Source organism: Phyllobacterium sp. SYP-B3895, assembly GCF_009647635.1.
Classification (GTDB): domain Bacteria; phylum Pseudomonadota; class Alphaproteobacteria; order Rhizobiales; family Rhizobiaceae; genus Phyllobacterium; species Phyllobacterium pellucidum.
The window spans coordinates 425,276-447,716 of the sequence record NZ_WJIG01000004.1 but is presented as its reverse complement, the minus strand read 5'-3'; the positions used below and the strand labels follow the sequence as shown (position 1 = coordinate 447,716).

The 22,441-nt window shown below is 56.6% G+C and carries 17 protein-coding genes and 2 pseudogenes; 4 read left to right on the top strand and 15 right to left on the bottom strand.

The window, feature by feature from the left end; genetic code table 11:
• Positions 1-79 precede the first annotated feature (79 nt).
• Positions 80-2,674, bottom strand: coding sequence for an EAL domain-containing protein (locus tag GF108_RS19825; RefSeq protein WP_153670064.1), 2,595 nt, complete (start codon positions 2,672-2,674; stop codon positions 80-82).
• A 399-nt stretch (positions 2,675-3,073) separates the two neighbouring features.
• Between GF108_RS19825 and GF108_RS19820 the strand changes: the two genes are divergently transcribed.
• Positions 3,074-3,478: a host attachment protein gene (locus GF108_RS19820; protein WP_153670063.1), complete on the top strand. Its 405-nt coding sequence runs from the start codon at positions 3,074-3,076 to the stop codon at positions 3,476-3,478.
• 997 nt (positions 3,479-4,475) lie between these two features.
• Here GF108_RS19820 and GF108_RS19815 read toward each other — a convergent pair.
• Together GF108_RS19815 and GF108_RS19810 are read right to left on the bottom strand one after the other, a co-directional pair.
• Positions 4,476-6,293, bottom strand: coding sequence for an adenylate/guanylate cyclase domain-containing protein (locus GF108_RS19815; protein WP_153670062.1), 1,818 nt, complete (start codon positions 6,291-6,293; stop codon positions 4,476-4,478).
• A complete protein-coding gene (locus GF108_RS19810; RefSeq protein ID WP_153670061.1) occupies positions 6,277-7,275 on the bottom strand; it encodes an ABC transporter substrate-binding protein in 999 nt (332 codons plus the stop codon). Before GF108_RS19810 ends, GF108_RS19815 begins: the two co-directional genes overlap by 17 nt.
• Before the next feature lie 376 nt (positions 7,276-7,651).
• On the opposite strand from GF108_RS19810, the gene GF108_RS19805 reads away from it, so the two are divergent.
• The 3 genes from GF108_RS19805 to GF108_RS19795 all read left to right on the top strand — a co-directional run bounded on the left by GF108_RS19805 (position 7,652) and on the right by GF108_RS19795 (position 9,833).
• The gene (locus GF108_RS19805) at positions 7,652-8,110 is read left to right on the top strand and encodes an SAM domain-containing protein (RefSeq protein ID WP_153670060.1); all 459 of its coding nucleotides are present in this window, start codon (positions 7,652-7,654) and stop codon (positions 8,108-8,110) included.
• Between the two features lie 266 nt (positions 8,111-8,376).
• Entirely contained in the window at positions 8,377-8,643 is a 267-nt protein-coding gene (locus GF108_RS19800; RefSeq protein WP_153670059.1) for an AAA family ATPase, read from the top strand.
• Positions 8,644-9,086: 443 nt separating this feature from the next.
• Positions 9,087-9,833 (top strand): MBL fold metallo-hydrolase, encoded by a 747-nt coding sequence (locus tag GF108_RS19795; RefSeq protein WP_153670058.1) that lies wholly within the window; start codon positions 9,087-9,089, stop codon positions 9,831-9,833.
• A 154-nt stretch (positions 9,834-9,987) separates the two neighbouring features.
• Here GF108_RS19795 and GF108_RS19790 read toward each other — a convergent pair whose 3' ends face one another.
• From GF108_RS19790 to GF108_RS19735, 12 genes and pseudogenes are all read right to left on the bottom strand, one after another.
• The gene (locus GF108_RS19790) at positions 9,988-10,740 is read right to left on the bottom strand and encodes an SDR family NAD(P)-dependent oxidoreductase (RefSeq protein ID WP_153670057.1); all 753 of its coding nucleotides are present in this window, start codon (positions 10,738-10,740) and stop codon (positions 9,988-9,990) included.
• Positions 10,741-10,809: 69 nt separating this feature from the next.
• Positions 10,810-11,239, bottom strand: a pseudogene (locus GF108_RS19785) (lipocalin-like domain-containing protein).
• A 176-nt stretch (positions 11,240-11,415) separates the two neighbouring features.
• Positions 11,416-12,393, bottom strand: coding sequence for an MBL fold metallo-hydrolase (locus tag GF108_RS19780; protein WP_153670056.1), 978 nt, complete (start codon positions 12,391-12,393; stop codon positions 11,416-11,418).
• 133 nt (positions 12,394-12,526) lie between these two features.
• Positions 12,527-13,549 (bottom strand): HupE/UreJ family protein, encoded by a 1,023-nt coding sequence (locus tag GF108_RS19775; RefSeq protein WP_153670055.1) that lies wholly within the window; start codon positions 13,547-13,549, stop codon positions 12,527-12,529.
• A complete protein-coding gene (locus tag GF108_RS19770) occupies positions 13,546-14,523 on the bottom strand; it encodes a peptidyl-prolyl cis-trans isomerase (RefSeq protein ID WP_153670054.1) in 978 nt (325 codons plus the stop codon). The genes GF108_RS19775 and GF108_RS19770 overlap by 4 nt, the downstream gene beginning before the upstream one ends.
• A 31-nt stretch (positions 14,524-14,554) precedes the next feature.
• Positions 14,555-16,717 (bottom strand): DUF3604 domain-containing protein, encoded by a 2,163-nt coding sequence (locus GF108_RS19765; RefSeq protein WP_246664037.1) that lies wholly within the window; start codon positions 16,715-16,717, stop codon positions 14,555-14,557.
• A gap of 76 nt (positions 16,718-16,793) precedes the next feature.
• Positions 16,794-18,425, bottom strand: coding sequence for a DUF1254 domain-containing protein (locus GF108_RS19760; RefSeq protein WP_153670052.1), 1,632 nt, complete (start codon positions 18,423-18,425; stop codon positions 16,794-16,796).
• 45 nt (positions 18,426-18,470) lie between these two features.
• A pseudogene (locus GF108_RS19755) lies at positions 18,471-19,276 on the bottom strand (transporter).
• 237 nt (positions 19,277-19,513) lie between these two features.
• Positions 19,514-20,107, bottom strand: coding sequence for a sensor histidine kinase (locus GF108_RS19750; RefSeq protein WP_153670051.1), 594 nt, complete (start codon positions 20,105-20,107; stop codon positions 19,514-19,516).
• Between the two features lie 43 nt (positions 20,108-20,150).
• Positions 20,151-20,435, bottom strand: coding sequence for a hypothetical protein (locus GF108_RS19745; protein WP_153670050.1), 285 nt, complete (start codon positions 20,433-20,435; stop codon positions 20,151-20,153).
• 60 nt (positions 20,436-20,495) lie between these two features.
• Complete coding sequence (locus GF108_RS19740) at positions 20,496-21,608, bottom strand: hypothetical protein (protein WP_172982682.1); 1,113 nt, start codon at positions 21,606-21,608, stop codon at positions 20,496-20,498.
• Between the two features lie 340 nt (positions 21,609-21,948).
• The gene (locus GF108_RS19735; protein WP_172982681.1) at positions 21,949-22,413 is read right to left on the bottom strand and encodes a tyrosine-type recombinase/integrase; all 465 of its coding nucleotides are present in this window, start codon (positions 22,411-22,413) and stop codon (positions 21,949-21,951) included.
• Between the last annotated feature and the right edge of the window lie 28 nt (positions 22,414-22,441).

Here is a 22,441-nt window from a genome sequence, read left to right as displayed (position 1 = left end):
TATATGCGAATTGCCCGGCAAATCGACGCCTTTACGTTTGCAGTTGGCATCATGCAATTCACACCTATATTTTGGGTATTCAGGTTTGGTGCATCAGAAAATCTGCGATCTTCCTGGGATCGATCGGCTTGCTGAAATAGTACCCTTGGCCTTCGTCACAGCCATTTTCCCGCAAAAAGGCAAGTTGGTCTTCCGACTCGACACCTTCTGCAATTACCAACATGTTCAGGCGCTGTCCGAGTGAAATAACGGCTGAAATTATGCTTCGGTCGTCTTCGTCCTGGGCAAGATTGCGCACGAACGATTGATCGATCTTCAGACGCGAGACAGGCAGACTTTTAAGAGCACTTAGGCTGGAATACCCCGTGCCAAAATCATCGATGGCGAAATGAAGCCCTAGCTCCTGAAGCTCCTTCATGGTGGCAATGGCCTGATCCACATTGCGCATCAAAAGGCTCTCGGTCAGTTCAAGTTCCAGGTACTCCGCCTCAAGGCCCGTTTCTTCCAGGGCTCGGATTACCCGGCTCGGCCAGTCCTTCTCCTGAAATTGGCGGGCCGAGACGTTGACGCTTACACTGACCTGCGCCAGCCCTTCGTCCTGCCAGGCTTTGTTTTGGCGGCAAGCCTCATTGAGAACCCAGTCACCAAGCGGAACGATCAGTCCCGTTTCCTCCGCCAACGATATAAAATGGTCGGGCGATAGGACGCCGAGCACCGGATGCCTCCAGCGAATCAACGCTTCAACAGCGAAAATGCGCCCCGATCGCAGATCGACTTGAGGCTGGTAGTCCAAATAGAATTCTGAGCGTGCGATACCTTTGCGAATCGCATCCTGCATGGCGAAACGTTCATGGGCTTTGGTGTTCATCTCGGCGGTGAAAAACTGGAAGCAGTCGCGCCCACCATTCTTGGCCTGATACATTGCTGCGTCGGCGTTTTTGAGCAATGTCTGTGCATCGGTTCCATCCTGCGGAAAAGTGGCAACGCCCATGCTGCAGGTGATGTGAAATTCATGGCTATCGACAGTAATCGGCTCGGTAATGGCTGCCATGAGCTTGTGCAAGATGACCGAGATCGCATCTGTACTTGCGGGCAAGTCGACCAACAGTATGACAAACTCATCCCCGCCAAGCCGCATCACGGCATCGATCGGTCTCACGCAACTTACCATGCGGCTTGCGACAATTTGGAGAAGTTCGTCACCCGCCGTATGGCCCAGCCTGTCATTGACCGACTTGAAATTGTCAAGGTCCGCAAAGACCACAGACACCCATGGATTGTGCAATGCCGTGTGCAACATTGCCTGGGTTAGGCGATCGCTAAGTAGGATTCTGTTCGGCAAGCCTGTCAAAGCGTCATGATGCGCCATGAAGCTTATTTGATCCTCGGCCCGCTTGCGCTCAATGGCGATGCCCGCGATCCGGACAATCTTTTTTGTAAGCCGCATTTCCAAGGAACCCGGCTTCCGCACCTTGCCCGAATACATGGCAAAGGTACCCAGAACCGTACCCTGATGTGTTAGTATCGGTGTCGACCAACAGGAACGCAGGCCATGAAGTTCGGCCAGGTCGCGGAAGTCGGTCCACAGCGGATCATTGGCGATATCCGCCACAATGACGCTTTCATGTCGATACGCGGAGGTACCGCATGAGCCCGAATGGGGACCGATCGCGATGCCGTCAATGGCGCGGGTAAAAGCCGCCGGAAGGCTTGGCGCGGCTCCGTGCTTGAGGTGGCCCCCATCGCTATCAACGAGATGTATCGAGCCAAACACGCCCTCGAGCTGTTCTTCAATCAGTCGCACTATCCTGTCGAGCACATCTTCAAGAGGAGCATTCATTGCAATCATCTCGAGGACCAGTGTCTGACCGTCGCGAAGACGATCGGCATTTTTGCGCACCGTCACGTCCCGCGATATCCCAACAAGTCCGATGATTTCGTTCTTATCGTCGTGCAGGGCAACCTTGGAAGTCGAGAGCCATGTTTTTGCTCCGGTCTCTGCATCGACGACCTCTTCCTCCATATCGATAGACGGGCTGCCAGATTTGATTATTGCCTGCTCGACTGCCAAGAATTCTGACGCGACTGCATTCGGGTGCAGTTCAACATCCGTTTTGCCGATCAACTGGCTGGGGTGGCTATAACCATGGATGCGTGCCACCGCCTGATTGACGACAACAAACCGATAATCGAGATCCTTTACAAACAGATAGTCGGGGACTTGATCGATCATCGCCCGAAGCAAATCTCGTTCTGCAGTCAATTTGTCGGCTGCGGTGAGGCCGCCGTGGTACTGCACTGCCATACGGGTTATCGTGGCAGTCAAACGTTGGACTTGTGTTTGTTGGCTTTCCGAATTGGAGGGGCCGCTCCGCACGCCGTTTCCTGTGATTGGAACGCTGACGCGGTCTGAGCGCCTCCGACTCTTTTTTACCTCAGCGTTGAAGACGATGGTGCGTTCCCGGTCAGCAGCAAGTGATGCAATCTCGGCTGCTTCGCGTTGTCCATTGTTGAACAGGAGCATGACTTCGCGGGCCAGTCGGTGGCTGTGGCGTTTTTGATCATCCGAGATATCCAGCATGAACGCAGCCTGCTCGTAGGCCGATGACATAATTTGCCAGTCCAGATTGCTGTAGGCGTCCTTTGATACCGAAGTGAGCGCTTGAAACGACATGATTTCTCCCGTCGGGCGGGAGCTTGAACTGATCTCTCAAACGCCAGCGGCCATAACATGCCTGGCGACCAGCTGAGAGTCGGCTTATATTACCAACAAGTCAATGGAAGCCAAAAGACCAATGCCGTTCAACACGTTGGGACATGAGGGCATAGCCCCACATACTGAAGACCGGCCCGGAAGGCACGGCTCCCATCGAACATCAAAATCCATAGAAATTGACGCCCTCGCATTTTCTGTCGACGCGTCCCAGCGGAACTTAAAAATACTTAGGCTCGCAATTTGCAATAGATGCATCCAAATCACTGTTGCCGCGTTGTTCTTTCTCCCTACGGGCAATACTGCCGTCACATGTTCGTTTGCCATTTACCGAGCAGACACCACAGGAGAATTTCAAATATGCAGCTTCCAAAAGGCGCGACAGTCGCTGTCGCCGACGGCGAAAAATTCAATCTTTTCCGAAATGTCAGTGATGACGCAACACTAAAACTCATCGCTCTTGCGGAAGCTGATGTTGATACCGAGACCAATAACGCAAGCGCTGGGCGCAAGAGTAGCTCGGCTAATCCCGATCGAGGACAAGCTGACGAAGATAACTTTGCAGCTGGCGTTGCAGACGTGCTCAATCAGGGAGTCCTCAAGGGAAACATTACGGGTCTCGTTATAGTCGCAGCACCAAAAGCACTTGGAGAGCTGCGAAAGCACTATCATAAAGAGCTCGAGACGGTACTGTTGGGTGAAATCGCTAAGGACTTAACAGGGCATTCGATCCAAGATATCGCGAAAACCATCGGTTCCTCGTGAGCAAATCTTGGAACCCGTTGAGTGAAGTCTGAGGATGGCACGGATTTGGCGCGCCCAGCCTCATAGGTGTCTTCTTGAGGCTTCAAGGTGTTGCGTTTTTCGTTCAGGCCCGCCGATCGTTCCCATCGATGCAGTTCAGCGCCGGCGTCCGCGAAATCAATGCATAGGTCGCGAGATGCTTCGTCGCACGCGGCGCGCGCTTCAATCGATAGCGTTGCAGTCAGTGCTCACACTGCGTTGAAGATGGAATGACGCGATCCCATGCGCTGACGCCATGATGTGCCAGTCTTCTTCGGCATAGGCTTCGTTTGCACTGGACTTAAGGCGCTGGAAGAGCATAGGAAGTCCTTCAGGTTGCTAGAGGGTCATCATGCGCGTTCATTGGCCCATGGGACAAGCCTCAGCGCCTTATTGGGTTGTCTGCCTGCCCGGCTCGAGCGCGTTCGGTTTCGGCAGCGATTGCAGCGATGATGACGGGATCCGCGATTCGCTGGTGTAGGCCGTGTAATTTACCTCAGTGCACTCACCGGCCTTAAGAAGGTGATTATCAGAACCCAGACGACTTTCCCGACTGGCTGAAGCTCGCGCAACTGGAACTCGCTAGCTGGCTCCGCGGTGTGGCTAAACGCGCATTGTTCAGTATCGGTACCGAAAGATCGTATAATGGCTACAGCGGAACTCAACTCAACTCTCCGAGAACGCCAATAGGTGGATTAGTATTTCATGTCCTTTCAAGACCTTTCATAGCTCGTCTGCTGTCGGGCCTATTGCGGACGTTTGCAAGGAATGCGCTGTACGACGGGTTAGCGCCAAAAGCAGTCAGTCGGCATAGCTCGAACACCAATAAAAGGTAATAAAACGCGTCCCAGCATCAGCAAAGACGGCCAGATAAATGGCTGCGCTACGCTAACGAAGTGAGGTCTTTCGCCTAAACGACAGCCCCGCACCGCTGTTCTTTCAATAGCGACGGGTTGATACCATTTGTGCCACTGCGCACCTAAATCGTCCGGCCATCCTTATTCGGGTTGGGCATGATACTTGACCTCACGCTTCTCGCTCCGACATCATATGCAGGTACTCGCTCGTCGAACCCTTTGAGGTGGCGCGTACCGAGCCTGATCACAGAAATTTTGCCACGCACGCATTGCGCCAACGATTGATCAATGAGGATTTGCCCATCATCGGCGGACGAACACAATCGCGACGCCAGGTTCACGACGTGGCCGATCGCAGTGTAGTCAACACGGGCTTCATATCCAATTCGGCCGACCGTCGCCCACCCCATCGCCAGTCCCATGCCGAAGCCGATCGCATGGCCGCTCCGATGCCACTCGGCGATCAGGCGCTGAATTGCCTCCTGCATGTCGATCGCCATCTTAACAGCACGAAGGGCCGGCTCTGCGCACGGCACCGGGGCGTTGATGAGCACCATCAAACCGTCCGCCGCAAAGCTGGTTAGTGTTGCCTCGTAGCGCGTAATAATCGCGCCGAGGGCCTCATAGTATTCGCGCAAGACCCAGATGATGTCTTCGGGTTCGGCGTGAGCAGAAAAAGCGGTGAAGCCGCGTAGATCGCAGAAGACGGCGACGACCTCCGCACGCTGGCCGGCCAGCACGCTCTCGTCGCCCGACTTTTCCACCAGTTCCGCGACCTGCGGTGCGAGGAAACGCCTCAGCCGCGCGATCCGCTCTGAACGGTCCCGCGATACGGCGAGTTCTTGCGCCATCTCGTTGAAGCGATTTGCCAGTCGCTCAAGCTCGTCTCCCGTGGCGATGTTGATCCGGTGCTCGAACCGTCCGGCACCAATTTTGTCAGTGCCTTCCTCCAGCAGACGGATGGGACCGGTCATCCGCTTGGCCAGCCAATAGGCGAGCATCGCTGCAAGGACGATGGCCCCGACAAGCAAGCCGCCGGTTCGCCACAATGACGCATACAGTGGTGCAAAAGCCTCTGCCCGCGCCTGCTCGACGAACACCGTCCAGCCGACACCAGGGATCATTGCCATGGCGGTCGCGACTGGACCATTGTCGGCATTGCGGGCAGTAGTCGCTTCTCCGTTTGTCCCGGCGATCTCGTCTCGCAGTTTGCCCAGGGCTGCCGCTGTGATCGCATCGGTGCCCTGTAACACTTTGCTGATGTCGGGGTGGGCGATGAGCCGGTTGGACCGATCGAGAACATACGCTTGACCGCTCCGACCAATGCGAATTTCCGAGACGACAGTCCAGATAAGCTTCAGGTTGATTTCGGCGACGACGATGAGACCGGCCTTGCGGTTTCCGGCCATCGCCATGGTCATGAACGGTTCGGAACCGTGACGAAAAGTGACTGGACCATACCATATCCCCGTCGACCGCGCCCCGACGACAGCAGGATCGTTGGAGCGATCCGATCCACGTTCCACCCTGTTCAAATCAATGCGGGAGACATGCAGCCGTTCAACGCCGACATCGTCAACAAGGGTGATGCTGACGATGGCAGGGGCCTGGCGCATCGCCCGCAGTGCATCGAGCCGATGCTGTCCCTCGGCATCCGCGGTAAAGGGCTGCTGGACCGTCCAGCCGAGTTGATCCTTTATGCCATCGAGAAAGCCCTGGATCTTGCCAGCTGCCGATCCTGCCTCCGCACGTAGAAGAGCACTGAGCATGGCACGCTGGTCGCGATAGCCGAACCAGGCATCGCTGATGCCGCTAGCAGCCACGGGGACAATGACCGCGATGAACAAGGCGATGAAGTACTTCCGGAACAGTGATCGGCGCACCGGCGCGGCATCGATTTGGATCGAGCCCCGCACACCTTCCTCACTCGACGACTTCATCGGCCATTACCAATAGGGTCTGCGGGAGATCGATGCCGAGGGCCTTGGCTGTCTTCAGATTGATCGACAGGTCGAACTTCGTCGGCTGTTCGATCGGCAGGTCCCCTGGCTTGGAGCCCTTGAGAATGCGGTCGACGTAAAAGGCCAGCCGATGCTCCATTTCGCGGTATCTCGCCGAATAGGCCATCAGGCAGCCGTCTGCAACGAACCAAGGACCCCAAGCCATGGTCGGCAGCCGATGCTCGATCGCCAAGGCGGCGATGCGCGACGATTGAGAGGCCAGCATGAGGTCGGGCAGCACGAAGACGGCCTGCACACCTGCAGCTTCCATGCGTGAGAATGCAGTGTCTAGTTCGTCCGGCTCGCTGACGTGCTGAATGCTGACCGCAATCCCGAGCCGATTGGCCGCATCCTTCGCATCCGTTTCGAAGGGTATGTAGGATACCACCGGGTTCGCAAGCATACCGACTGTGGCGAGCTCCGGCACGGCCTCCTTCAAAAGCTCCAACCGTTTCGCGGCGAGTTCGTTGGCGTAGTAGGTGACGCCAGTGAGATTGCCGCCCGGCTTTGCAAGGCTTATCGCCAGACCTGCCGCCACAGGATCACCGCTTATGATAGTCACGATCGGAATCGTATGGGTCGCGTTGTAGGCAGCATGCGCCGCCGGCTGCGATGACGTTACGATAACGTCCACCGGGTGCTGCACCAGTTCCGCTGCCGCCGCGGCCAGGCCACTGTCGTGCTTGCTCGCGCTTCGGCACTCGAAGCTGAGTTCGCCAAGCGAGTGGCCGAGTTCGACAAGCCCTCGCATAAGCGGTCCGAACTCACTAGACTCGCTCGTATAGGGCATTTCGCAAGGCCACCAGGCAAGAAGCCCGATCCGTGGCGTCCGGACTGACGGCTGCTGGGCGGAAGCGATGGCGGCAAAGCTCATGGCAAACGCGATTGCGAGATCGAGGTAGTGTCGTCGTTTCGGTTTCATCCGAGCACCCCGCGCCGACCCACAGCCCGTAGAAGTGTGGATGGTGAGATCAACCTAAGTGCTATTAGCCCACGCTTCGAAGCGAACCCTCGCTTGGGAGCGCCCGACCAACCAGCCGGACTATTCGGGCAGGGAGAGGATACCGGATAATATCGCCCATTGGTAGCGCAGAAACAGAAACGGCCCGACGTGCGAGGTGCATACAAACATCCAGATGATGCGGTGGGCCAGAAGCCCGATGAGATGTCAACTTCGCGCTAACAGCAGCCATTGGCTCTCCGCTGCCTTTCAAATTGGCATTTTAGCAGCTCACTATGAACGAGTCCCTGGCACGCTGCTAAAATGTTAGCATCCCTCGGACTACACGGAGGATGTCATGGACATTGCCGCGTGGCTAGCGAGCCTTGGGCTTGCCCCAATATGCCACAGCCTCGCCAGGAACGAGATTACTCCAGAGGTACTCCCGCATTTATCGGATGCGGACCTCAAGGCCTTGGAATTGCCGATGGGCCCGCGGCAGCTCGGATTGGCTGCAATCCCTGAGCTTGGCAAGTCCGACATGGCCACGGCCGGTTCAACGCCCCGCCCGGAGGCAGAGCGTCGCCAGCTAACGGTGATGTTCGTCGATCTGGTTGGATCGACGCGTTGTCAGGTCAGTTCGACCCGGAAGAGATGGCGAGGTGATCCGCAAGTATCAAAACGCCGTGGCCATGGACATCATGCGTGTGGATGGCCATGTCGCGAAATTCAGGGGGATGGGGTGCTGGCCTATTTCGGCTGGCCGCGGCGCACAAGGACGAGGCCGAGTGGGCGGTGCGGGCCGGACTCGCCATAGCCGCAGCGGTTGCCAAGCTGGCGACGCCTGCCAAGGAGCCAGTGGGTGCCCGGGTGGGTGCCGCGACTGGGCTGGTGGTGGTGGGAGATCTCATCGGCGAGGGCTTGCCCAAGAGGCAGCGGTGGTCGGCGAGACCCCGAACCTCGCCGCACGACTGGAATCACTGGCCGAGGTCGGCGCGGTGGTCGTGGCAGGAGCGACGCGGCTGCTGCTTGGTGAATTCTTCGACCCGACCAATCTGGGTGCTCACGGGTTTCGCCACTCCGGTGCGAGCGTGGTTGGTCATTGGCGAGAGCCAGGCCGAGGGTCGCTTCGAGGCGCGCGCTGCAGGGATGGGGCTCATGTCGCTCGTCGGCCGCCATCAGGAACTGGCCCTGCTCCTCGAATGTTGGCGGCGCGCCAAGGTTGGCAGAGGTCAGGTAGCGTTGCTTTCGCGTGAGCCGGGCATCGGCAAATCACGCATCGCATTCGCCTTGCGCGAGCGACTCCGCAGGGAGGACTGTCGGTCGCTGCTCCTCAACTTCCTCCCGTAAGTCTGCTCTAAGACCCGCGCTCCAGTTGAGCGACTTCATGGGAGTCCTCTAGTGTCACGGGGCTCGGCAATCGTCGTAGCTGGAGGGGCTCCTCTTTCCCGATGTGCGTCCAATCCTGTCGCGCGCGGGGTCGAAGTACCCGCCATGATCCGACTTCAGAGAGGCCAATCTCGCGTATCTAAATGATCAGCTTTGGAATGTCCGCATAGGGCCACGAGCGGCCCCTAACATCAGATGCGCAATACTCGTTGACGGTATCCACTAGCCGGAGCATTCTCGCAAAAACCCGGTCTGCAAATCATCCAGCTTCCCTGCGTTGGAACTGGCCAGACCCAGCCGGATGTCTGCCTCCTTGGACGCGCTGAAGCCGTGGAGATACGCTCAAACGCAGATACTTTTAATCTCCGGTGAAAGAAGAGCGACCCAACCTGGAGAGTTGGTGAATGCACGTAACGTTCCTCGGTTGCGGCGATGCCTTTGGTTCGGGAGGTCGCCTGAACACGTGTTTTCTGGTCGACCGCGGCGATACAAGCTTCCTGATCGATTGCGGTGCTTCCGCGATGATTTCGATAAGGCGGTTCGGCGTTGACCCAAACAACATCGGCGCAATTCTTTTGTCCCACTTGCACGCCGATCATTTTGGCGGTCTGCCGTCGTTTATTTTGGATGCACAACTGGTCAGCAGACGAACCCGCCCGTTGTTGATAGCTGGCCCGAAAGGTCTGGCAGGGCGGCTTGACGCGTTGATGGAAGCTCATTTTCCCGGTTCGACCAAAGCCGAGCGCAAATTCCCTGTAGAGCTAATCGAATTACCGCACGAGAGCCCGGTCGATTTGGGGTCCACCGGCGTGCGTGTTACAGGCTACCTTGTTATGCATCCGAGCGGCACCCCGTCGCTGGCCCTTCGGATGGAGTGTAACGGCAAGATCGTGGCCTATACCGGCGATACGGAGTGGGTTGAGGCGTTGCTTGTCGCAAGTCGCAATGCCGATCTCCTAATTGCGGAAGCATATTGCTTTGAGCGCAAGGTGCGCTTTCACCTGGATTATGCAACGTTGCGAGAGAAATTGCCCTTGATGGGTGCCAAGCGACTCATTTTGACTCACATGTCACCCGACATGCTGGGAAGGGTGAGCGAATTGCAAGATTGTGAGGCAGCCGCCGACGGGCTGGAACTGGAAATCGTGTAAAGCCCAACGTGCGCGGGGGAAGCGAAGTATCGATTCTTCTCCGGAGACAGCCATAGGCGTCGATCTCAAGCAATTCTATGCCCAGAGCTTGCGGAGGGAGAATATCCCTGCTCTATCGTGGTCACCTCGGCAGCCAATTATGTGTTCAAGCGTTTTAGACCAGCGACTGTCCGCCATCGACAACGATCGTCTGCCCTGTAACCCAGCTTCCCAATTCGCTGGCAATAAACAGTGCAACATTTGCGATCTCTTCTGGCGTCCCGAACCGCCCCCAAGGTATGCTGTTGAGCGTGCGCTGGTAAAGTTGGGGATTTGAAGTCTTGCGGTCATCCCATACACCGCCGGGAAACTCCGTGGAGCCCGGCGCAATGGCGTTTACCCTGATACGCTTTGGTGCGAGCGCCAGTCCCTGACCCATCGTGTAGTTGATGAGTGCCGCCTTGAGTGCAGCGTAAGGCAGCGAGCGCGGCACCGCCATGAGGCCGGAAATCGATGCGATGTTGATGATGACGCCGCCGCCCGCTTTCTCCATGAACGGTATAGCGGCTTGCGTAGCACGCACCGTCGCCATCAAATCGATGTTCACGCTGGCGCGCCAACCGATCTCGTCATCCATCATGCCAACGCCCGACGCATTGTTCACCAAGACGTCAATACCATCAAGCGCGCCCGCGGCTTCTGCCACAAAGCGTGCAGGTGCACGGGCCTCGCCTAGATCGCAGGCCATACTAAAAACAGCGTATCCAAATTGCTTCAACTCGAAGTCGGCCACGCTGAGGCTTTGCTCATTGCGGCCACAGATCGCCACATCCGACCCTTCCGCCGCGAATGCCAAAGCGATCGAGCGACCGATACCGCGACTGCCGCCCGCTACAGCAACCTTCCGGCCTTCAAGGGAGATTTGCATAATCGTAACTCCAAATTCCGAGACACGATAGTATAGCACCGCTCGCAGGCTGTTGTGCGAACAGCCTCGTCAGACTTTCCTAAACTCCATTCGGTACATTACTGCCTCGCCCGTCGCCGGATCTACTCCTGGCGCGCCGTCGATCATCAACCTGTCGCCATGGATCGAATAGGGCCGGATCAAATCCGACACGCCCCATGCCGGGTTTCCAACTCGCATCGACATGATGAACAACCCTGCCTTCCTCAAGTGAATACGACGCGCAATAGGCCAACATGGAATCGAAAAGAGCGATCGTTTGCCCATCCGTAGGTCTCGATCCCTTAAGCATGGGCCGATGACGATTAATCACCATCGCCATCATGCGACCGTCCGCATGGTAGGAAATATAGCCGATTGGATCCGCACCCATGGCGTCGGTGACCTCGCCGGACGCAACAACTCGTCGCGTCCATGACACCATTTGCCACGTTCCAAGCAGTCGAGCTGCATCTGCCATGAGTTCACACGAAAATCGCTGTTGATGCCGCGATGCGCTAACACGAAAAACCAGACAAACATGCCTGCTCGAACAGTTCTGCGACTCGGTAAGTTCTGCAACGGAATCTCCTGTTGCGATCTATGAAGACGCGTCGCGGACGATCGCACAAAAGAAATTCTTCGCGGTTGAGACGTTCAACCGTCGAAAATCCAAACAGCTGGCAGCCAGCGATAACCCATACCTTCCTTCACAACGTGACCGACGCCGGGGAACGGATAGTGATAGCCAACCACCAACAGTCTTTCGCTTGCCGCGCGGTCCAACAATGCCTTGCGCGTTTTTACCCCCTTCTCCTGATCGTGATCCCATTTGATCTGCCATTCGGGATGATCAAAAGAAAAGTGAATATTGGCTAAGGCGTCCCCGGTAATCAACAATTGGTCAGCGAGGGAGTCCACCAACAGCGACATGTGGCCTTGGGTATGCCCGGGTGTCTCAACGGCCGTAACGCCGGTTGCAACATCTGCGCCTCCCTTGATCGGGTGCAGCCGGTCGCCAAGGGCCGCAAACACCTTTTGTGTCGCTGGCGCGCCTGCCGCTGCCCAATCCGGCAGTTTCGACGCATAATCCGGCGAATTCCAGAGATCCAGTTCGGTTTCCGAGAGGACCAGATCAGCCTTTGGAAATTGGCCGGTCGGATCGGAGATAAGCCCGCCGATGTGATCGGCATGGCAATGAGTAAGGAACACCGTATCAACCGAACCCGGGTCAACACCAGCAGCTGCAAGCGACTTGCTCAACCGACCGGCATGCGCGGCCCACTTAGTACCAGGGGCTAGCCCGGCATCCACCAGGATCCGCTTTTGTCCGGTGTCGATTAGCAGGGGATTGGCCTGAAGCCGCACGTTGTCCGGCGCGAGATAGTGCGCGTCGAAATACGGCTTCTTTACTTCCGGTTGCACATTTGTTGCAAAGCTGTCGGTCGGCAAAATGAACACGCCGTCGCAAAGCATTGTAACTTGGAACTCGCCAATGGCGAACGAGTAGGAACCTAGCGAAGGTTCGACGGCTCCGGCATCTGCCTCCGACGCCAATAACGGGATTTGAAAAACTGGAACAACAGCTCCAGCGGCCGCGGCTTTAAAGAAAGCGCGCCTGCTTGTCGTAAACATGGTGACCTCTCTTTCGAAAAGTCCGCCCAATCCCCGCTTGTTTGTCCGCTGATCGATTTTACCACGAAAAAATACCCACGACGAAAGGAAAATGTCCGCTTTGGGCCACAACCGGACGCTCAACTATTGGGATTCAAAACGCTGCTACCCGCTCTACGAACCACAAAGAAGCCATTGCGCCGATGGCGTAGGTTGTTGTGAGGAAAGCGGTCCGCCCAACCAAGGGCGGATATCTCAACAACCGCGCGAATCCTACTGCGGCGATCACCACTGCGATGAACATCAACTGTCCGATCTCCACGCCGACGTTGAAGAACAACAAGGCAAGTGGAATGTCTCCAGCAGGAAGCGCCAGATCGGCCAGCGCTCCGGCAAAGCCGAGACCATGAAGCAGTCCGAACGCGAAGGCGACCAACCACGGGCGCTTCGCTGCCAAGCTGGGTTGGCCGTTGTTTATGCGGATAATCTCACAGGCAAGCAGCAATATGCTGAAAGCAATGGCCGCTTCTACAGGTGGTCTGGGGATATGGACAAAGCCCAGTGTCGCGAGCGTCAGCGTGATTGAATGGGCCAAGGTGAATGCGGTCACGGTAAGGAGCAGCGCTCGCCAACTGCGCGCGATGAGGATCAGAGCCAAGACAAACAGCAGATGATCATAGCCGAACAGAATGTGCTCGATGCCGTGCATAACAAACGTCTTGGCCACATCCAATCGTCCGGGCTGGCTGGCGACGTCAACCCGCGGTTGAGATGGACGCACCAATGTGGTCGAGACAGGTTGGCCGAGTAGATGCACGCGCACCAACACGTCGGTGATCGTTGCCTGCAGACCCACGAACTCAACGTGTTCGCCGGCCAGATTGCCCTTGATCGTCTCGATGACACGGCGCTCGACGACTGAGTCTGGCAGTTCTCGCTCGGCAGGCTCCGTTATGTTTCTCACCTCGTCGGAAAACCGCAAAGCAACAGGCAAGCGCATGCCCGACAACAATGGGGTGCGCCACATCACGTTGTATCGGTTTGGACCTATCTGATCGATCTGTAGATAGGCTGGGCGGACTTCATGCGCTGCAGCGGCTGCCACAAGGCAAAGCAATGCCATAGCAGTGCTAGGCGCGAGGCGGCAGAAACGAAGGAAAATCCCAAAGGGGTTCATTGCGCAAGCCACTCCGGGGATGATCCGGCCATGGGCCGTTGCAAGTCCTGGAAGTCAGCGGGGCTTATCGTGGGGAGTGACACAGTATAGCGCGATCGCATCTCCTCGAACGCGATCCGTTTTACATCCCGGTAGCGTTGATCAATCCATGCGGATTTTACCTGCGGCCGGACCTCCTCGAAGGCTGGAATCCGACCGGGATCAATCGCGTCGATCCATACGAGATGCCACCCATAGCCGGACTGGACGGGCCCTTGCCAAGATCCTGCTTTGAGTTTGAAAAGCTCAGTGGCGTAGTCAGGTCCAAATTCCTTGGCCATCTGTTCAGGAGTGGCATCGCCATAATGGTTTTGGTACATGAAGGGGTCGGCGACTTGCGGTATGCCGGGCGCATCAGGCGATTTTCCCGCAATCTGACTGAGCACAGCTGCCGCTGCCTCTCTCGAAGCTCCACCGTGTTTGTCGAGCGCGAAATACAAATGCCGGAAACTTGCGTGTGGTGGGAGTGCAAACTGGGTGGCGTGTTGCAGGAACCAGGCAGCTAGCACCGCGTCGCTGGGTTCCTCGATAGAAGCCACATCGGCGGCGAGGAAATCCATCTTCTGGGCGAGCCTGCGCTTGATGATCTGATCGTCGCGATCAAGCCCCAGGGAGATGGCTTCGCGAGAGAGTATCTCCTCCGTGACCTTCTGATCCAACAGGTTGCGCAGCTGATCTTCGGTCGGCAATGACCTGCCTTGCGCCAGCCAACTGATGGCCATCTGCCGAACATCGTCCTTGGTCAGTGCGATTTTCTGCGTATCGTTTGCTTGTTCCGGCTCCGAGTTGAAAACGCGATATGTGCCGAAGAGGACCACACCGACGACGGCGAAATGCAACAGCGGCTCGCCGAGCCATCGCTGCCACGCTTTCGTCGGCCTGCGCTTGTCGCAGTCGTCTCTTGCGGGCTCCGGTGCTATAGGAAACAGGTTCATTGCCTTACCCCCGCGACCTGGCTCCCGGCGGTCAACGTTCGACGCTTTGAACTTCGTAGTTGGCGTAGCCGAACTCGTTGCTGCGCGCACCCACGTATTTGTCACCATTCTTGTACACGGTGACTTCGAACGGTGTCCCATCGATGGTGGTAACGATGTGTCCGTCGCGTATTTCGTAAGCGGCCGACGACCCGGACAAGCTCGTGTGCATCACCTGCAAAAGATCATCCGGTTTTGGCGCGCCGCCGTTCAACTCGGTGATGACGCGCTTTCCGGCAGCGCCGAACAAAATCTGAAATTCCTGGTTGGTTACGGTGTTGCGGACTTTCAACGTCTTGCCGATCAATTGCTTGAGCTGGTCGTCATTGAGCGCCGTTGCCCCTCCGTTGGTTAAATCGGTGACGGTCACACCTTTATCAGCCTTGGCTAACGCCTGTGCTGAAGGGGTGTACCAGATCGGCGAGGTCCAGGCGCGTTCTTGAACGGTAGGCGATATATTGCTCGGTGGCAGGATGCCGAGCTTAGCGGCGTCATAGGTGCTCCAACGTGGGGTGGGAATCTGCAGCACGCGGGCATAATAGAAGGCATGCTGGCTGGCATCGAACTCAGGGTCAGTCCAAACTGCCTTGAGTTCCACGGCACCAATGTCGTTGGTATAGGTGGATTTAGTGATATCCACCGTACTGCCGACCGCAGGCAATTTGCCAGTGACAGGATCCACTTGGCGGTCACCCGACCAGGCAACATCGAACACCTTCTCGAATATCTGACCCTGTTTGGTCCAGCCCTTGACGATCTGGATACGATCTAGGTTTCCGTCGGCGGGGTCTTTCACGGCTGAAACGACCAACGATGGCACTTTGTCGTCCGCTGCGGGCAGATCGCCGCCCATGGGAACGCCGCCCGCATAAGCGACCTTGACCCAATCATCTTGCGAGAGAAGTCCTTTGTCATAATCCCAGCCGCCAAACAGTCGTGCCTGAATGCGGACGCCGCTCGTTGCATAGACTTCCTTGCGCTGCATGGCGGCGAAGATCGAGTCACGTGTGTTCTCTTCTGCCCACGCCACCGTGAGCCCGGAAGTTCCGGTTTGCAGGATGGTCATGCCGGACGCAACCGTGCCCGCCAACCTTGCTTCCGGCGTAGCATCGACCAACCCATGATCGCCAAAGAAATTCGACTGCGAGTAGGCAGTGACGGTATTGTGGGAGTCTCCCGCGCCGACAACCCCGAACTTGTAAGGGTTGTAACCGCGGGATTCCTGCATCGCCAGACCATTTTCGTAGGCCTCGCGGGCGTAGCTGCCATGTAGCTTTCCAGAGCTGTTATCGATGCCGATCAGGTAATTCATGATTTCAAAGTTGGAGAACTCGTCGTTCGGCGAAAGGTCAGGATGGGTTTCCGAAGCGCCTTTCACCTGCTTGAGTTCTGTCAGCGGCTCGTTGGTCATGCGCTGCTGGGCCCAGGCGGCGTCGAGCGGATTGCCTTTGCTGTCGACATCGGTTGGGAACATGATGCCATTGGAAAGATTGGCGTTGTGCGAGATGGCCAAAACTTCGTTTCCGGCCTTGCGCTGGCTGTCCATCCACGTCCAGAGGTCTTCCGGATGGTCAGATTCGATGGCAGAAAACGGAGTTTGCGGAACCTTGGAACAATCCTTGAAGAACACATTGCGATGCATGTTTTGGTTGTTCGGCATCGATGTCCATTCGTAGGAACAGAACGTCGTGAATGTTCCCGGCTTATTGTACTTGTCGGCAATCGCGTTGTTTTGGGCCCATACCGTCCCGGCCAATTGCGGATCGAGCAATTCAGTCACTGGCTTGTGGGTCGCGATGGTACCCGCCAGCCAACTGAAAATCTTCATGGCCGGGTTGTCTTTGGTGACCTTCAGCTTTTCGGCGACAGGCAACTTGCTGATCGATGAGGTCGGATCATTGGCAAGCCTGATCACGCCGACATATTCCGAGTGATCGGTTACGCCTTGAAAATCCAGCGGCGTCTTGATTTTGACGTCAAAGCCCGCCGGATGCTTGATCGTCTCTCCCATGGAATACTGGTACGCTTCTGCGGGCCCGGTAATTGTGTTGCCAATGATATAGGCATCCAGCGACCAACTCGTATGCTGATGTGTCTGTCCGAAATAGGCGTGGCGCTCCTGGGCGCCAGCGGTCGTTGCCACCATGGCGAGCATCGTTGAAGAGAGCAGTACACTTCTGGTATCCAGAGTAGGCATGGGTATGATCTCCAGTGTAGTTGGCGCTCATTGATTATTTTACGGGCTCGATTTCGCTCAAGCGCCACTCTTTTGTGAAGAACGGCTCCAGCGGACTGTAAAGGCGAAGGATCGTAAACCAGCCTTTATCCGGCACGGTCTGAATCCAATTGCCGCGTGCCACGCCTTCCGGCTGTTTTGGGCCGAAGTAGACCGTCGTTAAGCCATCCACGTCGGCTTCGGCCGCCGGAGAAGGATAGCTTTGGCTGCCTGCACGCGGGTACCGCTGAGGCGTATCCAGCATCGACCGCGTCTGGTTGTCGTAAAGCGTAAACGACCAGAATGCCTCCGCCGGGATCCCCTTCGGCAGCGTCACCTTGTAGGTCTGGCCGCCATCAAAGTATTTCTTGTCGCCGTCCATGAAGCCCATCAGATATTGCGAGCCGACCCGCGGAAGCCGCATGATCATACCGGGAGAATCGAGGGTATAGCCGTAGTAGAACGCTGTCTTGGAATCGAGCGTGCGAGCGCCTGTCGGCGGCAACGGGTCAAAGAGACCTTCCTTGGTGATCATTGGGGGCGGCGTTTCGAAGTTGGCACCCCCTTGCCACAGCATGTTTGCCCAGGACGAGTTGGGGTAGTACGCCCAACCGGGGACCTCGCTGGAGCGCCAGTTCAACAAGCGCCCAGCGGCATTTCCCACTGCGGCGGCATCGGTGAGAATCTTCTTCATCCGTTCGTCTGGCTTGAAGTCCTTTCCCTTGACAATGCCGATGGCGGCCAGTTGTCCGGCAAGCTCCGGATTGTAGGAATCGGCGGGCTCCTGCTGCACGTTCTCATTGATCATCTCGAAGAACGAATAGTCATTCGGAGGGATCGTATTGAACGATTTTCCGCTCGCCTCGACGAACTTCGTGTCCGGCACAGGCGGGTTCGCTGCCAGCTTGACCTTACCCTCGAGCGCTGTGGCAATGCTCGTGCCGAAGCCTCCCGGCGTATAGGGGTAAATCTTGAGATTCTTCTTGATCAGTTCGACAGTGGGCTTCGGATCATTGTCCGTGAGATAAGCCCGGGCACCATAAAGCACCCTATTAGTTTTCGAGTGTGCGACGTGGAAGCCGCTGTCCGGAAGCGGGCCATCATAACCCGGCGGAACGATCAAATATCTTCCACCTTCACCGCGATCCGGTCCGGGAAATCCAATGTCGATGATCCACTGAAACCACATGTCGTTGATGGTGCCGAGACCCTTCGGCGGTTGTTCAATGACCATGGGACCTTGGGTGAGGTCGACGACGGCGAGATAATAGATGGTATCGGCGTTAGCCGTAAGAAATAGCGACTTCGAGTCCATCAGTTCGGGAAAGATGACGACCGCATTGTCGTCTGCGCCGATACTCTTGAATCCCTTTTGCAGCGCATAGGCCGACGCCCCCCCATAGCTGTTGAGGAAGGCGTCCAGGCCACGAGTGAAATCGAGCGTGTCGAATACCTTCTTGGCGGTTTCCGCACTGGGTGCGCCGTCTTTGAACTCGAGCGCGCCGATACTTGACTCGACCTTGTCAGGCGTGGTGATTTCTATTGGGACATCAGAGGTTAATTGCGCGAATGCGATGTTGCCGTTGTTCAAGCCCGCTGCCGCAATCAGAATTGCCAACAGTGAAACTCTGCTTCGTATCGATGCCATGGTGTTCCCCCCGTTGTTGATAGTTATTGGTTGAATCGATCTTCGTCACTTTGGAAACAGAAACGTTACGGCAAGGCGGGCACCAAAACGTCAGGGCCGTTGTCAGGGCTTGTCGCCCAGTAGCGAACGCCCGGGGTCAATTGAATTGGCTGTTTCTTGACCTTCACCAGTTTCGCCACTGTCAGCTTGATGGGAACCGACCAGTCTTCCGTTTCCCAATTGTAGGTGCTTTCGGTATTGAGCGCGAAGGTCCCGGCTTTCGGTGTCGTGTTGGAAATGAAGGGCTGCAGAAACGTCGAGTTCACGTCCTCACGATCATCATCGCCTGCGAGCGACCAGATGTGGTTGGCCAGCGCGCCATAGGTCCAAGGCCCGGATTGCTTGAGAACAACGGCGGTCGGGCCCGCGGCCCACTTGTCGCTACCCATCAGATCGTCTGTAGCAGTCGGCAACAGAAAGACTGGACCAACGCCCCAGATGATGCCGGAAGCCGTCGGCTTTTTCGGCGAGACAAACAGGCTCTGCGTTATGTCGCCAAGTCCGAATTGACTTCCTGAGGGTCCAGCAATGTCGTCTTGCCAGACAACTGGCATGATGGTGCGGGAGATGACGTTCCAATTCTCGTTCAAGGTGAACGGAATGACGGGCTGGATATTGATCGTGGACTTGCTGCCGTCGTTCGGACCGTAGCCGCCGTCATAGTTGCCCTGGAACGGCACGCTGATGAGCGACGTGATGGGATTGGACAGTTTCTTCGCCAGGTCCTCAGGGCTCTCTTGGGCATGCGCGGAAGAGATAATACCAAGGGCCGCCAATGATGCGGGCAGAAATCCCGTACGATAAAAGGCCATGTGCACCCCGAACAGTTTCGCCGGCGATAGTTCGAGCGACAGCGTTCCCCACGTTCCCGCCTTTTGACGATGGTCGTCCTGCTAGCGGAAACAAGTACGTTACGGTTACATCGGGTTAAGCTCCCTAGTCGGAACAGCCGCTCTGCGCCACTAGGGGTCGCTAGGAGGCCCCGCCGAGAGCTCAAATTCAGTAATATGGAAGATTGACCCTGAGCGGGCTAATTGAAGAGCAGAGGATCAAGAATGAGTGATCGAGACTTTCGTTCCCGGATTGCCTGCGACGGTCGTAAACGTAGCATCGAGCTGTTTCGCCATCGCATCGACAATGCCGGTTCTCAAGCCGGGTTTTGAAAACTTGGGATCGGAAGAAACCCCGACGCCGTCGTCACTTACCGACATCGACCATCTCGTGTCCTCGGAGCGATAGTCGACGACGATCTTACCGCTGCGATCGCCGGGAAACGCATGTTTCAGAGCATTGATCACCAGCTCGGTAACAATGAGACCGAGACTGACCGAAACATTCGCCTTGGCGGCACTGTCATCAACCGTCACTTCAATCGAGAGTTTTTCGGGATCGTGGATCATTGATGCCCCGAGACTTTGGCAGAGCTGCGTGAAGTACGACTGGAGGTGAACGTCACCAAGTCTGGACACCGCAAGCTGCTGTTGGACGGAGGCGATAGACAGCACCCGGCCGTGGGCTGATTGCAGGTGCGCGCGGGTTTCCTCGTCCAATCGTAGGCTGCACCTTAGCGTTACGAGCGCGGTTTCCTCAACAAGAAGCCGATATTGGTATTTTTTTGGCAAGGCCCACGAGCGATCATTCACAATGATCGCTTTAGCGCCAAATGCGGTTACTATGCGATGACCGCTAAGCGCCTTGATTCCGGACGTTCAGATCGCTATGGCAATTTTCCAAAAGCTGCCGTTTGTCTTGGTCGGCCAGAACGTGATCGCAGCGGGTCAGCCAAGAAAACAAGTCTACCGCCGACGCCCCTTGAAGGCGGCAAGGCAAACTCCGAGGTCCGGCGCCCTGGCAACGCCGGCCCGCACCAAGATCGAACAGCAGAGTGTCGATATCGCTGATTGCAAGGCTGACCTTGCCGGTGTTATCAGACAGAAACTGGTCCAGCCAGTCAATGACACGGCCACCCATGCCGATGCCCAGCCAGAAGGTGCTGGCTTCGATAGCGATCGTTGCCTGAAGTTCTCCCTTTTATCGCAGTGTAGCCAAAAGGTTGGTCGCCGCTCTAACATCAGCAGTGGAGAGACCATCAACAACTTGTTCGCACAACGGCTGCAACAACGCTTGCGCATGGTCTGTCTGGCCACGGTCAACGTAAAGCTGAGCCAAATCGGTTCCGGCACGCAGTTTCCACGCGCGCGCACCCTGACGTTGGCTTAGTTTGATTGATGACTGGAAACACCGCTCCGCTTCATCCACACTGGCTTGCGGAGTTGTCAGAGAAAGATTACCCCTCACGCGCAACAACTCAGGCATGTAGCAAAGATCGCCTCGTAACTCCACCAATTCGATTGTTGTGTCTATCAGCGAGAAGGCTTCATCAAATCGGTTCGTGGCAGCAAGGCCCTGAACGAGTGCAATATTGAGGGGGGTGGTAAGAAGTTCATACGGCGCTGCGTGGAGTTTTTCCAACGCCTCCTGCAGAGCTCCTATACCATCCCTTGCGTGACCGCGCCGGACCGCTAGTTCCCCCTTTAAGCCACGTGCGACAGCAAGATATGGTCCGAGTGAGTGAGGTTCGGCTCGAGACAAGAGCCAATCAATGTATTGATCTGCACCGTCCAGGTCTCCCGTCCACAGCAACAACGAAGCAGCCCATATCAAGGCTATTGATAGCGTCAACGGATGGTCCTTGTTTGCAGCCTCTGAGAGCGTCAGGTTCACCCGCTCCAGTGCCTGATCGGCAAAACCTTGCAGCCACAGGTTCCTTGCAAGAATAGCACCTGCCAGAACTTTACTATCGAAGCCAAGATAGAGGGTGGTGTTGTGTGGAATGAGCGGACGAGGAACCAGTGCCGACTCAAGCTCTGTGTGGGCCGCGTCAAGATGTCCGCCAAGATGAAGGGATATCCCCATCAGGGAATGAGCCAGGGTAACAGACACCGTGTCCTCAAGCGCTCCCGCCACGGTCGAGCAGCGTTTCGCATAGTTCAGGGCGGCTTTAAATTCTCCAGTGCGTAGGTGAAACATCTGAAGCGGACCGAGCACCTGAAGCTGATCAAGCGGCCCGCCGTATTCTTCGGCGATCGCGAAGCTCCGTTTCAGGGCAACACGCGCTGCATCCTTTCCCCCAAGTGTGAACATCAGGGATACTCCCGAGGCTGCAAGAAGATGCATCGCGTCTCGTTCGTGGCCAACGGTGCCGTCCAGGGCCAGAAGCGCCCGCTCTGACCAGCGATGACATTCGGTCAGGAGAGACATCGACAGAAAAACCGGAGCGGCCGCAACTGCCAAACGTATCCCGATTTCAGTAGCGCCAGTGGCAAAGCAGGATTTGAGTGCTGCACGCGCATTGGAGAGTCCTGCCAGATGCAGCGCCCGCTGTATCCCGCTTCCCAAAGTCGGCCACTCGGCCCCGGTTTCCTCCAGCCATCCAAGGTAGTAAGTCGCGTGACGTTCAATCAGGTCGGACAGTTCTGTCTCGTCAGTACTCGTTTCGAGGGCGTATGCACGCGTTGCGTCCAGGAGGCGGTATCTTATGGTACCGTAACCCTTTTGTGCGACCGTCGCTGGTGCGCTTTGCGATATAGGTGAAGACGGCAGTTGCGTGGTCATCCTTCAGCGACCACAAGAGATCATAGACCGCCTTACTCATCGGGATGGTGCGTTCCTTTTTGAGCCCGTCCTTGCCTTTGCCCCATACAGTGAAATCGCGGGTATGGAAGCGAACTGCGGTCCAGTCCAGTCCCACCACTTCTTCGAGGCGCACACCGGTCAGGAGCGTAAAGCGCACAGCGGGCGCATAGTCGCCGCGCAAGATGGTCATCAGGAATGCTTCCTGGTCCGGGCTGGCTTCAGTCTTGATGACCTCTTCCGCCAGCATGAACTTCTTCCACTCTATGTCCTCGACGGCGATTTTCCAGACCTTCTTCGCCTCGAGCATCATCATGCGGAAGTATTCGGTATGCCTCTTAACA

What these genes read in the sequence shown, in the direction of transcription:
- GF108_RS19825 (WP_153670064.1), bottom strand. Translation starts at nt 2,674, where the DNA reads ATGTCGTTTCAAGCGCTCACTTCGGTATCAAAGGACGCCTACAGCAAT.
- GF108_RS19820 (WP_153670063.1), top strand. Translation starts at nt 3,074, where the DNA reads ATGCAGCTTCCAAAAGGCGCGACAGTCGCTGTCGCCGACGGCGAAAAA.
- GF108_RS19815 (WP_153670062.1), bottom strand. Translation starts at nt 6,293, where the DNA reads ATGAAGTCGTCGAGTGAGGAAGGTGTGCGGGGCTCGATCCAAATCGAT.
- GF108_RS19810 (WP_153670061.1), bottom strand. Translation starts at nt 7,275, where the DNA reads ATGAAACCGAAACGACGACACTACCTCGATCTCGCAATCGCGTTTGCC.
- GF108_RS19805 (WP_153670060.1), top strand. Translation starts at nt 7,652, where the DNA reads ATGGACATTGCCGCGTGGCTAGCGAGCCTTGGGCTTGCCCCAATATGC.
- GF108_RS19795 (WP_153670058.1), top strand. Translation starts at nt 9,087, where the DNA reads ATGCACGTAACGTTCCTCGGTTGCGGCGATGCCTTTGGTTCGGGAGGT.
- GF108_RS19790 (WP_153670057.1), bottom strand. Translation starts at nt 10,740, where the DNA reads ATGCAAATCTCCCTTGAAGGCCGGAAGGTTGCTGTAGCGGGCGGCAGT.
- GF108_RS19780 (WP_153670056.1), bottom strand. Translation starts at nt 12,393, where the DNA reads ATGTTTACGACAAGCAGGCGCGCTTTCTTTAAAGCCGCGGCCGCTGGA.
- GF108_RS19775 (WP_153670055.1), bottom strand. Translation starts at nt 13,549, where the DNA reads ATGAACCCCTTTGGGATTTTCCTTCGTTTCTGCCGCCTCGCGCCTAGC.
- GF108_RS19770 (WP_153670054.1), bottom strand. Translation starts at nt 14,523, where the DNA reads ATGAACCTGTTTCCTATAGCACCGGAGCCCGCAAGAGACGACTGCGAC.
- GF108_RS19765 (WP_246664037.1), bottom strand. Translation starts at nt 16,717, where the DNA reads ATGCTCGCCATGGTGGCAACGACCGCTGGCGCCCAGGAGCGCCACGCC.
- GF108_RS19760 (WP_153670052.1), bottom strand. Translation starts at nt 18,425, where the DNA reads ATGGCATCGATACGAAGCAGAGTTTCACTGTTGGCAATTCTGATTGCG.
- GF108_RS19745 (WP_153670050.1), bottom strand. Translation starts at nt 20,435, where the DNA reads ATGGGTGGCCGTGTCATTGACTGGCTGGACCAGTTTCTGTCTGATAAC.
- GF108_RS19740 (WP_172982682.1), bottom strand. Translation starts at nt 21,608, where the DNA reads ATGTTCACACTTGGGGGAAAGGATGCAGCGCGTGTTGCCCTGAAACGG.
- GF108_RS19735 (WP_172982681.1), bottom strand. Translation starts at nt 22,413, where the DNA reads ATGATGATGCTCGAGGCGAAGAAGGTCTGGAAAATCGCCGTCGAGGAC.